Origin of the sequence: Sphaerisporangium sp. TRM90804, from assembly GCF_029846175.1 — a bacterium.
GTDB lineage: Bacteria > Actinomycetota > Actinomycetes > Streptosporangiales > Streptosporangiaceae > Sphaerisporangium.
On record NZ_JARWAC010000011.1, the window covers coordinates 358667 to 372781 of the forward strand.

Consider the following 14115-nt stretch of genomic DNA (forward strand, 5'->3'; position numbering starts at 1 on the left):
GACAGGCCAGAGCATGGGCTCCCACTCTGTGAACGTTCACAGAAAGCCGCACCGGCGAACCCCGCCTCGGAGGAACGTATGCGCATGAACCGTCTCGCGGCCACGATGGCCGCGGTTCTCGCCACGGCCTTGGCCGCCGGCTGCTCCGGCGGCGGTTCCTCCGCGGAGCCCGCCCCGCAGACGACCACGGCCGCCGCGGGCCCGGTGAAGCTGGTCTACTGGACCTGGGCCCCCAACATGGACAAGATCGCGGCCGCGTGGAACGCGAAGAACCCCGACATCCAGGTGACGGTCAGCAAGCAGGCCGGCGGGGACGACGCCGCCGCGAAGTTCCTCACCGCCGCCAAGGCGGGCAATCCGCCCGACCTGGTGCAGGCGGAGTACCAGATGCTGCCGTCCTTCGTCGCGGCCGACGCGGTCGCCGACCTCAGCGCCGAGATCGCGTCGGCCAAGGCTGAGTTCTCCGAGGGCATCTGGCGCATGGTCACCCTCGGCACCGAGGGCGTCTACGCCCTGCCGCAGGACAGCGGCCCGATGATGCTCTACTACCGCCAGGACCTGCTGAAGAAGTACGGCGTCGAGGTGCCGAAGACGTGGGAGCAGTACGCGCAGGCCGCCCGCACCGTGCGCGAGAAGGACCCGAAGGTGTTCCTCGGCACCTTCTCCAGCAAGGACCCCGGCGCGTTCGCCGGCCTGGCCCAGCAGGCCGGCGCCCAGTGGTGGTCGATCGCGGGCGAGTCGTGGAAGGTCGCCGTCGACGACCCCGCGACCAGGAAGGTGGCCGACTACTGGGGCGGGCTCGTGAAGGAGGGCGTGATCGACGACCAGCCCTACTTCACGCCCGAGTGGAACAAGGCGCTCAACGACGGCACCCTGCTGAGCTGGCCGTCGGCCGTGTGGGGGCCGGGCGTGCTGTCGACCAACGCCCCCAAGGGCAAGGGGAAGTGGGCGATCGCCCCGCTGCCGCAGTGGAGCGAGGGCGAGAACTTCAGCGGCTTCTGGGGAGGCTCCTCGACCGCCGTCGCGGAGAAGTCCCCCAACCGCGCGGCCGCCGTCAAGTTCGCCACCTGGCTCAACACCGACCCCGAGGCGGTCGGCATGCTGGTGAGCGAGGCCGCCATCTATCCGGCGGTGAGCGACGCGGGCAGCCGGCTCGGCAGCGCGCCCGAGTACTTCTCCAACCAGGAGGACTTCTGGCAGCAGGCCACCACGATCGCGGCGACCGCGCGCGGGTTCACCTTCGGCCCCAACGTGAACGTCGCCTACAGCGCGTGGAAGGACGCCTTCGACAAGGCCGTCCGCGACAAGTCGTCCTTCTCCTCGGCCCTCGCCACCGTGCAGGAGTCGACCGTCGCCGACATGCGCAAGTCCGGCTTCCAGCTCGCCCGATGAGCGCTCGGCCCGCCGCGCTCAGCGCTCCGGAACGGCTACCGGAACCCGCGCCCCGGCGGCGCCGCGCCCCGGCGCGCGAGCGGCGCGCCACCGCCGCGCCGTACCTGTTCCTGGCCCCGGCGATGCTGCTGTTCACGCTGTTCCTGGCGGTGCCGATCGGCTACACCGTCTACCTGAGCGTGCGCGGCACCAAGGTGTCCGGCCTCGGCCTCGGCAAGGGCGCGCGCCGGGAGATCTTCACCGGCCTGGACAACTACACGGCGGCGATCGGCGACGGCGAGCTGTGGGCGGGGTGGCTGCGGGTGCTCGGCTACGGCCTGCTCGTGCTCGCCGTGATGCTCACGCTGGCCCTGCTGTTCGCGCTGCTGCTCGACTCGGCGCGCGTACGGCTCGCCCGGTTCTCGCGCGTCGCGATCTTCCTGCCGTACGCGGTGCCGGGGGTGGCGGCCACGCTGCTGTGGGGGTTCCTCTACCTGCCCAGCCTGAGCCCGATCCGCCAGGTGCTCGACGTCGACCTGCTGGGCACCGGCACGGTGATGGTGTCGATGGCCAACATCGCGGTGTGGGGAGGCGTGGGCTTCAACATGCTCGTGCTCTACACGGCGCTGCGCGCGGTGCCGTCGAGCTACTACGAGGCCGCGCGCATCGACGGCGCCTCGGAGGTCCAGATCGCGCTGCGAATCAAGGTGCCGATCCTGCTGCCCGCGATCATCCTGACCACCGTGTTCTCGATCATCGCGACCGTGCAGGTGTTCACCGAGCCCACCGCGCTGCGCCCGCTGACCAACACGATCAGCTCGACCTGGAGCCCGCTGATGAAGGTGTACCGGGACGCGTTCGTGACCGGCGACCTGTACTCGGCCGCCGCCACGTCGATCGTGATCGCCGTGATCTCGCTGGTGCTGTCGTTCGGATTCCTACGCGTCGTCCGCGACCGCGCCTATGGGGAGGGCTGATGGCCGCCACCACCGTGCCGGGGCGGACGGCGGCGCCGCGCGCCTCCCGGGCCGGCGCCGTCGTGCCCACCGCGATCCTGCTGCTCGGCGCGCTGTACTGCCTGCTGCCGGTGAGCTGGGTGGTCGTGGCCGCGACCAAGTCGAAGGCCGAGCTGTTCTCCACCTCGACCTTCGTGCCCGGCACGGGGCTGCTGTCCAACATCGCCGACCTGGCCGCCTACCGCGACGGGGTCTTCTGGCTGTGGCTGGCCAACACCGTCCTGTACGCCGGAGGCGGCGCGCTGCTGTCGACGGCGGTCTCCACCGTGTCGGGGTACGCGCTGGCGAAGTACGCCTTCCCGGGCCGCAACCTGATCTTCACCGTGCTGATCGGGGGCGTCCTGGTGCCCGCCGTCGTGCTCGCGATCCCGCAGTACCTGCTGTTCTCGTCCTTCGGCCTCGCCGACACCTACTGGTCGGTGCTGTTGCCGCAGATCCTCAGCCCGTACGGCGTCTACCTGGCCAGGATCTACGCGGCGGCGGCCGTGCCGGACGCGCTGCTGGAGGCCGCGCGCATCGACGGCGCCGGGCACTGGCTGCTGATGCGCAAGGTGGCGCTGCCGCTCATGCTGCCCGGCATGGTGACGATCTTCCTGTTCCAGTTCACGGCCATCTGGAACAACTTCCTGCTGCCGTTCATCATGCTGGGCGACGACGCGAAGTTCCCGCTGACGGTCGGCCTCTACACTCTGCTCGCGGCGGGCGCCAACCAGCCGGCCCTGTACAACCTGATCATCACCGGGACGCTCATCTCGCTCGTCCCGCTCGTCGCGCTCTTCCTCACCATGCAGCGCCACTGGCGCACCGACCTGGCCGGAGGGGCGCTGAAGTCGTAACCTCGGGGAGAATCCACGGTATGAAACGGCCGACGATCCACGACGTCGCGGCGGCCGCGGGGGTCTCGCGGGGCACCGTCTCCCGCGTGCTCAACGGCGATCGATACGTCAGCACCGCCTCGCGCATGGCCATCGAGCGCGCCATCGCCGAGACCGGCTACATCCTCAACCGCACCGCGCGCAGCCTGGTCACCCAGCGCACCGGCTCGGTGGTCATGGTGCTGTCAGAACCGCACGAGAAGCTCTTCGAGGACCCCAACTACAGCACGACGATCCGCACCGCGATCCGAGGGCTGGCCACGCGCGACGTCTCGCTCGTGCTGATGATGGCCGGCGACGACGGCGACCGCGAGCGCGTGATCCGCTACGTGCGCGGCGGCCACGCCGACGGCGTGTTCCTGCTGTCCACGCACGCGGGCGACCGCATGGTCGACGTGCTGGTGGAGCTCGGCGTGCCCGCGGTGGCGCAGGGCGCGGTGATCGGGCGCGAGAGCCAGATCCCCTACGCGGCGGCCGACGACCGCGAGGGCGCGCGCCAGATGACCCGCTACCTGGTCGAGCAGGGCCGCCGCAGGATCGCGACGATCACCGGGCCGATGGACACGCCCGGCGGCATCCAGCGGCTTGAGGGCTTCACCGACGTGCTCGGCCGCAAGGCGTCCAAGAAGCTGATCACGCACGGCGACTGGACGCAGCTCAGCGGCGAGAGCGGCATGGCGCGCCTCCTCCAGGACACCCCCGACCTCGACGCGGTGTTCGTGGCCTCCGACCTGATGGCCGCCGGCGCGCTGTCCACGCTGCGCATGGCGGGCCGCCGGGTGCCCGAGGACGTCGCGGTGGGCGGCTTCGACGACTCCTCGGTGGCCGTCTCCACGCATCCGCCGCTGACCACGATCCGCCAGCCGGTGGCCCGCGCCGCCGAGGAGGCCGTGCGCCTGCTGCTCGCCCAGATCGACGGGCAGCGTCCGGACGGGCCGGTGATACTGCCCACCACGCTGGTCGTCCGGGAGTCGGCCTGACCACACGGTGATCGGCGGGGTCGCCGTCACGCCCCGGATGTTCGGCCGTTCGAGGCGCGCCGCATCAGGGACGTCAGCCGGACGAGGCCGGTCCGGCCGGTTTCGCCAGCTTCGCCAGCATGGGCGGCAGGGCCTCGTGGTGGACGACCGTCAGGCGCCGGGTGGCCCGGGTGACGGCGACGTACAGGTCCTGCCCACCCTTGGGCGACTGGGCGAGGATCTCGTCGGGCGCGACGACGACCACCGAGTCGAACTCCAGCCCCTTCGACCTGGCCACGGTCAGCACCACCGACGGGCGGTCCAGCGCGTCGGGGGTCAGCACGGACGCCGCGTCCGGCAGCAGGGCCGCGATCTCGTCGTGCCGGGCGTCGGGGGCCAGGACGGCCAGCCGGCCGTCGCCGATCTCGGCCAGCTCCGACCGCACCAGGGCCGGAAGCACCCGGGGGAGGTCGGCGCGGCCGACCGGCACGGCGCGCGGCGGGTCGCCGTCGTCGCGCACCGACAGCGGGGGCGCCTGGCCGGGCGCCACCGCCGCCAGCACGTCGGCGGCCACCTCCATGATCTCGGCGGGCGTCCGGTAGTTGACGAGCAGCCGGGCCTCGCGCCAGCGGCCCTTCAGGTAGGGGTCGAGCATCTCGGCCCACGACCCCGCGCCGGCCGCCGAGCCGGTCTGGGCGACGTCGCCGACCACGGTCAGCGACCGCGTCGGGATGCGCCGCATGATCGTGCGCCAGGCCATCGCGGACAGCTCCTGCGCCTCGTCCACGATGACGTGCCCGTACGCCCATTCGCGGTCGCGTGCCGCCCTCTCGGCCGTGGTCGGGACGGGGCCGTCCGACTCGTGCCGGTCGGCGAGCCGGGCCGCGTCCGTCATGTCCAGCTCGGCGACGCCGGTGATCTCCAGCACGCCGCGCGCGTACCGCTCCTCGGCGCGGCGACGGCGCTCGGCCCGCCGCCGCGCCTCCTTGGCCGCCGTGTCGTCCTCGCCGAGGATCTCGGCCGCCTCGTCCAGCAGCGGGACGTCGCCGGTGGTCCACGGCGCGTCGAGCGGCCGCAGCAGGGCTTTCCACTCCTCGTCGCCCAGCAGCGGGCGCCCCGGGTCGTCCGGGTGCGGGACGGAGGCCGCCGAGCGCAGGGCGCCGGGGTCGGCGAGCAGTTCGGAGATCAGCCGCTCGGGCGTCAGCGCCGGCCACAGGCCGTCCAGGGCCCGGCGCACCGGCGGCTGGCTCCACAGCGCGGCCCGCGCGTGGCGCAGCTCCTCCGCGTCCAGCTCGTGGTCGAGCCGCCGGGCCTCGTCGTGGGCGAGGGCGGTGAGCGCCTCGTCGACGAAGAGCTTGCGCGCGATGTTGTGCGGGTTGCGCACGGCGCGGGCCCGGTCGCGGGCGCGGACGGCGGTGGCGTGGTCCAGCGTCAGCGCCATCCGTTCCACCACGACCTCGACGCCGCCCCTGATCGACGTCTTGACGTCGATCAGGATCTCCAGGTCGCCGTCCGGCAGGCGCTGGCGGTCGCGCACGGCCGCCTTGACGAGCGCGACCATGCGCGGGTCGCCCTTGACGGCCGCCGCGGCCCGATCGTCGTCGGCGGTGGCGCGCACGCCCGGGTGCAGCTCGCCCACCGTGGTCAGCACCACGTCGGTCTCGCCGAGCGAGGGCAGCACCTGGCCGATGTAGCGCAGGAAGACGGCGTTGGGGCCGACGACGAGCACGCCACGCTTCGCCAGCGTGTCGCGGTGCGCGTAGAGCAGGTAGGCGGCGCGGTGCAGGGCGGCCACGGTCTTGCCCGTGCCGGGCCCGCCCTGGACGACCAGGGCGCCGGCCAGGCCGGAGCGGATCACCTGGTCCTGCTCGGCCTGGATGGTGGCGACCACGTCGCCCATGCGCCCGGTGCGGCCGCGACGGAGCGCGGCCATGAGCGCGGCCTCGCCGACCAGCGCGCGCCGGTCGGGCTCGCTCATGCGCGCGAGGTCGAACACCTCGTCGTCGAGGCCGACGACGGTGCGGCCCCGGGTGTGCACATGCCTGCGGCGCACCAGGGGGCCGGGGTCGCTCGGCGTCGCGGTGTAGAACGGGCGGGCGGCGGGGGCGCGCCAGTCGATGAGGACCAGCTCGTTGCCGGCGTCGCGCAGGCCGACGCGGCCGATGTAGTACGTCTCGCCGTCGGTGTCGTCGATCCTGCCGAAGCACAGCCCGCGTTCGACGCCGGAGAGCTGGGCGACGCGCCGGGCGTGCTCGCCGGCCGACACCTCGCGTTCCACGCGGGCCTGGCGCGTGCCGCCCGGGGCTCCGCGCCCGTGCTCCTCGCTCAGTGCGGTCTCGGCGCGGGCGCGCGCGGCGTCCAGACGGGTGTACACCAGGGAGACATGCCGTTGTTCGGTTCGCAGGGCTTCGGCACGAGCGGAGTCGATATCGCGACGCTCCATGAGTGTGATATACTCCTACCGGGAGAGCTGTGCAGGATGAGACTGTAGGTAGTCGAACGTCAAAGCCTAACAGCCTTCACCCATGCACATCCACCCTCGCGGCCCCCCGGGCGCGGAAGATCGTCCCTGCGACACCACTCCCCGGGCTTCCCGCCCTCCCGCCGCGCGCGGTCGCGTGTCCGCCGCCGGCCCGCCGATGAGGGAAGAGTCCTTCGGGCCGTCACCCGTGTGACGGCGCCCAGCTCAGGACGCCTTGAGGGCGGCCGTCGCCTCCTCCGTCGTCCCGTACACCTCGAAGTGGTGGTCGAGGTTCGTGATGGTCAGCAGCCGGGAGATCATGCCCGGGACCACCACCAGCGCCAGCCTGCCGCCGGCGTCGCGCACCCTGGTGAGGGTGCCCACGAGCAGACCCAGCCCCAGCGAGTCGCAGAACGTGGTGCGGGTCATGTCGAGCACCAGCAACGGCGGCCGGCTCCGCTCCACGGCGGCGTCCAGTTCGGCGCGCAGTCTGGGCACCGCGTTCATGTCGAGCTCGCCCGCGATGCGGACGATCACGCACGGCCCTTCCTGCGATTCTTGGATGTCGAGTCCTGTCTCTCGAGTCGGGTAAGCCACCGTCATCACCTCCGATGCGAACTCGTTACCCCGACAAAAAGGTAATAAGCCCGCAGGCTCAAATAAGCCCGAGGGCCGGGTCACGCCAAGGGCGTGTTTGGCCTTCGGCCCGTCGGTCACCGGTTACATAATGAAGTGCAATGAAGACGGAAAGTGATCGGCGTGTCGACGTCAGCATCGTGGTGCCCGTCCACAACTGCCGCCCCTATCTCGATCGGTGCCTCACCTCGCTGCTGGCACAGTCCGTCAGCAAGGAGATCGTCGTCGTCGACGACGGCTCGACCGACGGCAGCCGTGATCTTCTCGCCGACTACGCGCTGAGACATCCGGAGATACGGGTGTTCCACCAGCCGGCCTCGGGCGGCGCCGCCCGCCCCCGCAACCGCGCCATCGCGCACGCCGGCGGCCGGTACGTCTTCTTCTGCGACGCCGACGACCACCTCGGGCCCGAGGCGTTGCTCCGCATGCTCGCCATGGCCGACCGCAACGGCTCCGACATCGTGCTCGGCAAGATCATCGGTCACGGCCGCAAGGTGCCCTCGTCGATGTTCCGCGAGAACCGCGACCGCGCGCCGCTCGGCGAGACCACCGTCTACAACTCCCTCGCCTGCTTCAAGCTCTTCCGCCGCGAGCTGCTCACCCGGCACCGCATCCGCTTCGACGAGTCGCTGCGCGTCGGGGAGGACATGGTGTTCTCCGTCCACGCCTACTGCCACGCCCAGACCATCTCGGTCGTGGCCGACCACGACTGCTACAACCTGGTCGCCCGCCCCGACGGCGGCAGCATCATGCAGGAGCCCGGCAGCCGCGACCCCCTCGCCTGGCTGCGCATGGTGCGCGTCCCGGTCGAGCTCATGCTGCGCCACGTGCACGAGGGCCCGCTGCGCGACCACCTGCTGCGGCGGCACTTCCGCTTCGACATCCTGGCCCAGCTCGGCGAGCCGTTCCTGGCGGCCGGCCCGGCGACGCGGCTGGCCATCGCCGGCGAGGTGGCCGAGCTGTGCGCGCTGTGGATGACCGACGGCGCCTTCGAGCGGTTGCGGCCCATCGACCGCCTGCGCGCCACCTCGCTCGGCGACGTCGACCGGCTCGCGCGGCTGGCGCGGGTCGAGGCGGCCGGGGTGCGGTGCCGGCTCACCGGCCTCGCGTGGGCGGGCGACCGCCTGGAGGTCGCGGGCACCGCCTCGCTGACCGACTCCTGGAACGGCGTCACGGTCGGCCTCCTGCTGCGGGAACGTTCCACCACCGCCGAGCGCCGCGTCCCGGTGACCTCGGTGGCCGACGTCTTCGCCGGCGGAGTGGAGGTGTCGCGGCTGCCGCCCGGCGTGTGGGACGTCTACGTCGTGCTCGCCTGCGAGGGCGTCCGCCGCACGGCCAGGTTCGGCACCGACCGCGCCCCGTCCGTCCAGGCGCCCGGGCCCCGGCTGGCGGCGGCGGTCGCCGTCCCCTACTTCACCCGCCCGTACGGCAACCTCAGCATCGACGTCGGCGGCCACGTGGTCGCCGTCCCCGGCTCCGTGCGCCTGGCACGCGCCTCGTGGGCGCCCAAGGGGGTGCTGACCATCGAGGGCACGGTCACGGTCGGTGACGGGCGCGCCGCCGCGCGCACCGTGCGCGACGTCGTCTGGCGCGAGCGGGCCTCCGGCGCCGAGCGCCGCGCGCCCGCCTCCCCGCTGGGCGCGGCGCGGTTCACCGCCACGGTCACCCTCGACGGCCCCGGCGTCTGGGAGGCCGGCCTGGAGCTCGACCTCGGCGGCCCGCCCGTGCGCTACCCCGTCCAGGTGGGCGACGCCGAGCTCGGCCCCGGCGTGGCCTGGTGGCGGGGCCGCCGCCGCTGGACGGCGCTGGCGCGCGCCTCGAAGGTCCGCCGCAAGCTCGTGGTGTCGGTGCTGGCCAGAGGCCCGAGGGCGGTCGTCCGCCGCTCCATGCGCATCGGACGCTGACCCCCGCCCGCCTCACCCCGGAGGCCGGGCCCGACCCCTACCCGGGCCCGATCGCCCCCGTGCCCGACCGGCCCGAGCGCCCCTCAGAAGAACGGAGGGCCGCGCGCGACGGGCCGCCCATGGGACGTCACGCGCGGCGATCGCGGCGCCGGGCGGGAAGTCGTGCGCGCGGCGATCACTGTTGTTCATCTTCGCGTATTGCCACTCTCTTGCAGCTACAAGAGCATGGCCTACAGTTGGCCCTATTCGCTCCACCGGAGGCTGGCAGTGCACGTTCCAGACGGATTCTTCAACGCTCCCGTGTCCCTCGTCGCCGGCGCCGTGGCGGCCACGGGGATCGGTGTTTGTCTTCGCCGCGCCAGGCGTGAGCTCGACGACCGCACGGCGCCGATGGCGGGCCTGGTGGCCGCCTTCATCTTCGCCGTCCAGATGCTGAACTTCCCCGTGGCCGCCGGCACCAGCGGCCACCTGCTGGGCGGCGCGCTGGCCGCCGTGCTGGTGGGGCCCTATACCGCGGTGCTCTGCGTGGCGGTGGTGCTGATCGTCCAGGCGTTCTTCTTCGCCGACGGCGGCATCACCGCGCTCGGCGTCAACATCACCCTCATGGCGATCGTCACCACCGTCGTCGGCTGGGTGATCTTCCGCCTGATCGTCCGCGCCGCGCCGCGCGGCCGCGCCGTCGTCGCCGTCGCGGCCTTCGTGGGCGCGGCCCTGTCGGTGCCGGCCTCGGCGCTGGCGTTCACCGCGCTGTTCTGGCTCGGCGGCACCGCCCCGATCGACGTCACCTCCGTGGCGGTCGCCATGGGCGGCGTGCACGTGCTGATCGGGCTGGGCGAGGGCGCGATCACCGCGCTGACCGTCAGCAGCGTGCTGGCCGTCCGCCCCGACCTCGTGTACGGCGCGCGCGGGCTCACCGCCCCGCTGCGGCTGCGCACCGCCGACGGCGATGTGCGCGAGGTCACCCCGGAGGCCGAGCCCGCCCCGGCGGCGCGCGGCGCGCGGCCGTTCCTCGTCGGCGGCGCGCTGGTCGCGGTGCTGCTCGCGGGCGTGGTCTCCTTCTACGCCTCCGGCAGCCCCGACGGCCTTGAGCGGGTCGCGGGCGACAAGGGCTTCAACGCCAACGAGCAGGAGCACGCCCTGGGCGGCTCGCCCTTCGCCGACTACGGCGTCTCCGGAGTCGAGAACGAGCGGCTGGCCGTGGGCGTCGCGGGCGTCGCGGGCGTCGCGGTCACGATCGTCGCGGGCGGCGCGATCTTCTACGCCGTCCGGCGGCGCGGCCAGGACCGCGAGCGGGCGAAGGCCTAGTGGGGGCGGGGGGCCACCACCAGCTCTACCGGCCGGGCGGCACGGTCGTCCACCGGCTGGCGCCGCAGTGCAAGCTGCCGGCCGTGGCCGCCTTCGCGGTGGTGGTGGTGGCGACCCCGCGCGAGGCCTTCTGGGCGTTCGGGGTGTACGCGCTGCTGCTGGCCGCGGTGGCCGCCGTCGCCCGGGTGCCGGCCGGGTTCCTGCTGCGGCGCATGGTGATCGAGCTGCCGTTCGTGCTGTTCGCCTTCCTGCTGCCGGTCATCGGGCTGGGGGAGCGCGTCGACGTGCTCGGCCTCTCGCTCAGCGCCGAGGGCCTGTGGGCGGCGTGGAACATCCTGGCCAAGGCGACCCTGGGGGTGGTGGCGAGCATCCTGCTGGCCGCCACCACCGAGCCGCGCATGATGCTGCTCGGCGCGCAGCGGCTGCGCCTGCCGCCGCTGCTGGTGCAGATCGCCATGTTCATGCTGCGCTACATGGACGTGATCCTCGACGAGATGCGCCGCATGCGCGTCGCCCGGGAGTCGCGGGGCTTCGTCGCCCGCGACGTGCGGCACCTGCCGGCCCTCGCCAAGTCGGCGGGCGCGATGTTCATCCGCTCGTACGAGAGGGGCGAGCGGGTCCATCTGGCGATGCTCAGCAGGGGCTACAGCGGCTCGATGCCCGTGATCGACGACCTGGCGGCGCCGCTGGGAAGCTGGGTCACGGCCGCGCTGCTGCCCACCGCCGCCCTGGCGACCGCCGTCCTGTCCTGGAGCCTCACATGACCCCGACCCCGCCCTCCCTGCGCGTCAGCGAGCTGGCGTACGCGTACCCCGACGGCACGCAGGCGCTGTTCGGCGTGGACATCACGATCGGCGCCGGCGAGCGCGTCGCGCTGCTCGGCCCGAACGGGGCGGGCAAGACCACGCTCGTCATGCACCTGAACGGCATCCTGACCGCCGGGCACGGCACCGTGGAGGTGGCCGGGCTGCCGGTGCGCAAGGACACCATGAAGGAGATCCGCCGCCGGGTGGGCCTGGTGTTCCAGGATCCCGACGACCAGCTCTTCATGCCCACCGTGCGCGAGGACGTCGCCTTCGGGCCGGCCAACCTGGGCATGCGCGGGCCCGAGCTGGAGGAGCGGGTGACGGAGGCGTTGGAGCTGGTGGGCCTGCCGGGCATCGCCGACCGGCCGCCGCACCACCTGTCGTTCGGGCAGCGCCGCAGGGTCGCGGTGGCCACGGTGCTGGCGATGCGGCCGGAGATCCTCGTGCTCGACGAGCCGTCCTCCAACCTCGACCCCGCATCGCGGCGCGAGCTGGCGGAGGTCCTGCGGTCGCTGGACGTGACCGTGCTGATGGTGACGCACGACCTGCCCTACGCCATGGAGCTGTGCGAGCGCTCGCTGATCCTGTCCGACGGTGTGATCGCGGCCGACGGCGCCACCCGCGAGATCCTGGCCGACCCCGAGCTGCTGGCCAAGCACCGCCTGGAGCTGCCGTTCGGCTTCGTCGCCGGTATGCGCTGATCTTGGGACGAGGAGGCATCGGTCACATGATTGCGAAGTAAAGTGGGGCCGCGAGGAGGTTGCGAATGAAGCTGCGGCTCGCACGGCGGGCGTTCGGTGATGCCGTCGTCGTGGCTGTCGAGGGCGAGCTCGACCTGTTCACCGCGCCGTTCCTGCGCGAGGAGGTCCGCGACGCCATCAAGAAGGACAGCAACCACCTCGTGCTCGACCTCGGCGAGCTCTCTTTCATGGACTCCAGCGGGCTGTCGGTGCTGATCGAGGCGTGGCGGCTGGCCACCGGCGAGGGCGGCGGCGTCACGCTCGCGGCCCCGCAGGCGCCGGTCGCGCGCATCCTGCGCACCACCGGCCTCGACCGGCGCATCAAGGTCTACCCGGACGTCGACGCCGCCGTGTCGGCCGGGATTTGAGCCACCCCTAGTAGAACTTCATTCGGTTGCCCGTTAGGGTCCGGGATATGGACCTGAACGGAGCAGCAGCAATCATCTCTGGCGGTGCGAGCGGCCTCGGCGAGGCCACGGCCCGCGAGCTCGCCGGCACCGGCGCGACCGTCGTGATCGCCGACCTCAACACCGAGCGCGGCAAGGCCCTCGCGGACGAGCTCGGCGGCGTCTTCGTGCACACCGACGTCTCGGACGAGGCGTCGGTCCAGGCGGCCGTGGAGGCCGCCGTGGCGACCGGCAGGCCGCTGCGCGCGGTCGTCAACAGCGCCGGCATCGGCTGGGCGTCGCGGACGGTCGGGCGCGACGGCGCGCCGCACGACCTGGCCAGCTACCGCAAGGTGATCGACGTCAACCTGATCGGCACCTTCAACCTCATGCGCATCGGCGCCGCCGCCATGGCCAAGACCGAGCCCGCCGACGCCGACAACGCCCGCGGCGTCGTGATCAACACCGCCTCGGTGGCCGGCATCGAGGGCCAGACCGGCCAGGTGGCCTACTCGGCGTCCAAGGGCGGCATCATCGGCATGACCCTGCCGGCCGCGCGCGACCTCGCGGCGGTGGGCGTCCGGGTGCTGACCATCTGCCCGGGCATCATCGACACCCCGATCTACGGCTCGGGCCCCGAGGCGGACGCCTTCAAGGCCAAGCTGTCGGCGCCGGTGCCGTTCCCCAAGCGCATGGGGCGCGCGTCCGAGTTCGCCCACCTCGTGCGGGCGCTCATCGAGAACGACTACATGAACGGCGAGGTCGTCCGCTTCGACGGCGGCATCCGGTTCCAGCCCAAGTGAGCTCCCGCATCGGAGGTAAGGGTGTCTGACGAGGTTCTCGTCGAGGTGTCTGACGGCATCGCCGTCATCACGATCAACCGGCCGCAGGTCAGGAACGCCGTCAACGGCGCCGTCGCGCGCGGCGTGGTCGCGGCCGTGGACGAGCTGGAGCAGCGCAAGGACGTCTCCGTGTACGTCCTCACGGGCGCCGGCGGCACGTTCTCGGCCGGGATGGACCTCAAGGGGTTCCTGTCCGGCGACTTCCCCGTCGTGGAGGGGCGGGGCTTCGGCGGGATCGCCGAGTCGCCGCCGAAGAAGCCCGTCGTCGCGGCGGTCGAGGGGTACGCCCTCGCGGGCGGGTTCGAGATGGTGCTCTCCTGCGACGTCGTGGTGGCCTCGCAGGAGGCGAAGTTCGGGCTTCCCGAGCCCAAGCGCGGGCTGGTCGCGGGCGCCGGCGGCGTCATGCGGCTGCCCCGCCGCATCCCGTACCACGTCGCGATGGAGATGGCGCTGACCGGCGACCACTACTCCGCGGCGCGGCTGTACGAGCTGGGCCTGGTCAACCGGGTGACCCCGCCGGGCGAGGCGCTGACGGCCGCCAGGGAGATCGCCGCCAGGATCGCGGCGAACGCGCCGCTGGCGCTGCTGGCGACCAAGCGGGTCATCGTGGAGTCGGCCGACTGGTCGCGCGAGGAGATGTTCGCGAAGCAGGCGAAGATCATCAATCCGGTGTTCGGGTCCAAGGACGCGATGGAGGGCGCCGCGGCGTTCGCCGAGAAGCGCGCGCCGAAGTGGGCGGGCGAGTGAGCCGCCCGCGTCCAGCCGCCTGAGGGCGGGACTTCCCGGCCCTCGGCCAGGCCGTCGTGCGCGGAGG

The 14115-nt window shown here is 72.7% G+C and carries 13 protein-coding genes; 11 read left to right on the forward strand and 2 right to left on the reverse strand.

Features of this window, described 5'->3' with window-relative positions:
- Positions 1-84 precede the first annotated feature (84 nt).
- Genes PYR91_RS16500 through PYR91_RS16515 form a run of 4 tightly spaced genes read left to right on the forward strand, consistent with a single transcriptional unit; the run spans position 85 to position 4242 of the window.
- Positions 85-1392: an extracellular solute-binding protein gene (locus tag PYR91_RS16500; protein WP_279780698.1), complete on the forward strand. Its 1308-nt coding sequence runs from the start codon at positions 85-87 to the stop codon at positions 1390-1392.
- Positions 1389-2348, forward strand: coding sequence for a sugar ABC transporter permease (locus PYR91_RS16505; RefSeq protein WP_279780699.1), 960 nt, complete (start codon positions 1389-1391; stop codon positions 2346-2348). Before PYR91_RS16500 ends, PYR91_RS16505 begins: the two co-directional genes overlap by 4 nt.
- Positions 2348-3223 (forward strand): carbohydrate ABC transporter permease, encoded by an 876-nt coding sequence (locus PYR91_RS16510; RefSeq protein WP_279780700.1) that lies wholly within the window; start codon positions 2348-2350, stop codon positions 3221-3223. The genes PYR91_RS16505 and PYR91_RS16510 overlap by 1 nt, the downstream gene beginning before the upstream one ends.
- A 20-nt stretch (positions 3224-3243) precedes the next feature.
- Positions 3244-4242: a LacI family DNA-binding transcriptional regulator gene (locus PYR91_RS16515; RefSeq protein WP_279780701.1), complete on the forward strand. Its 999-nt coding sequence runs from the start codon at positions 3244-3246 to the stop codon at positions 4240-4242.
- A 73-nt stretch (positions 4243-4315) separates the two neighbouring features.
- On the opposite strand, the gene PYR91_RS16520 is transcribed toward PYR91_RS16515, so the two are convergent.
- Together PYR91_RS16520 and PYR91_RS16525 are read right to left on the reverse strand one after the other, a co-directional pair.
- Positions 4316-6664: an ATP-binding domain-containing protein gene (locus tag PYR91_RS16520; protein WP_279780702.1), complete on the reverse strand. Its 2349-nt coding sequence runs from the start codon at positions 6662-6664 to the stop codon at positions 4316-4318.
- A 243-nt stretch (positions 6665-6907) separates the two neighbouring features.
- A complete protein-coding gene (locus PYR91_RS16525; RefSeq protein ID WP_279780703.1) occupies positions 6908-7285 on the reverse strand; it encodes an STAS domain-containing protein in 378 nt (125 codons plus the stop codon).
- A gap of 134 nt (positions 7286-7419) precedes the next feature.
- Here PYR91_RS16525 and PYR91_RS16530 point away from each other — a divergent pair, with 134 nt between their 5' ends.
- The 7 genes from PYR91_RS16530 (at position 7420) to PYR91_RS16560 (ending at position 14048) form a co-directional block, all read left to right on the forward strand.
- Positions 7420-9222 (forward strand): glycosyltransferase family 2 protein, encoded by a 1803-nt coding sequence (locus PYR91_RS16530; RefSeq protein ID WP_279780704.1) that lies wholly within the window; start codon positions 7420-7422, stop codon positions 9220-9222.
- Positions 9223-9489: 267 nt separating this feature from the next.
- Positions 9490-10527: an energy-coupling factor ABC transporter permease gene (locus PYR91_RS16535; RefSeq protein ID WP_279780705.1), complete on the forward strand. Its 1038-nt coding sequence runs from the start codon at positions 9490-9492 to the stop codon at positions 10525-10527.
- Positions 10527-11291: a cobalt ECF transporter T component CbiQ gene (gene cbiQ / locus PYR91_RS16540; RefSeq protein ID WP_279780706.1), complete on the forward strand. Its 765-nt coding sequence runs from the start codon at positions 10527-10529 to the stop codon at positions 11289-11291. The genes PYR91_RS16535 and cbiQ overlap by 1 nt, the downstream gene beginning before the upstream one ends.
- Complete coding sequence (locus tag PYR91_RS16545; RefSeq protein WP_279780707.1) at positions 11288-12034, forward strand: ABC transporter ATP-binding protein; 747 nt, start codon at positions 11288-11290, stop codon at positions 12032-12034. The genes cbiQ and PYR91_RS16545 overlap by 4 nt, the downstream gene beginning before the upstream one ends.
- A gap of 65 nt (positions 12035-12099) precedes the next feature.
- The gene (locus PYR91_RS16550; protein WP_279780708.1) at positions 12100-12441 is read left to right on the forward strand and encodes an STAS domain-containing protein; all 342 of its coding nucleotides are present in this window, start codon (positions 12100-12102) and stop codon (positions 12439-12441) included.
- A gap of 47 nt (positions 12442-12488) precedes the next feature.
- The gene (locus PYR91_RS16555; RefSeq protein WP_279780709.1) at positions 12489-13262 is read left to right on the forward strand and encodes an SDR family NAD(P)-dependent oxidoreductase; all 774 of its coding nucleotides are present in this window, start codon (positions 12489-12491) and stop codon (positions 13260-13262) included.
- 21 nt (positions 13263-13283) lie between these two features.
- Positions 13284-14048 (forward strand): crotonase/enoyl-CoA hydratase family protein, encoded by a 765-nt coding sequence (locus tag PYR91_RS16560; RefSeq protein WP_279780710.1) that lies wholly within the window; start codon positions 13284-13286, stop codon positions 14046-14048.
- Positions 14049-14115 lie beyond the last annotated feature (67 nt).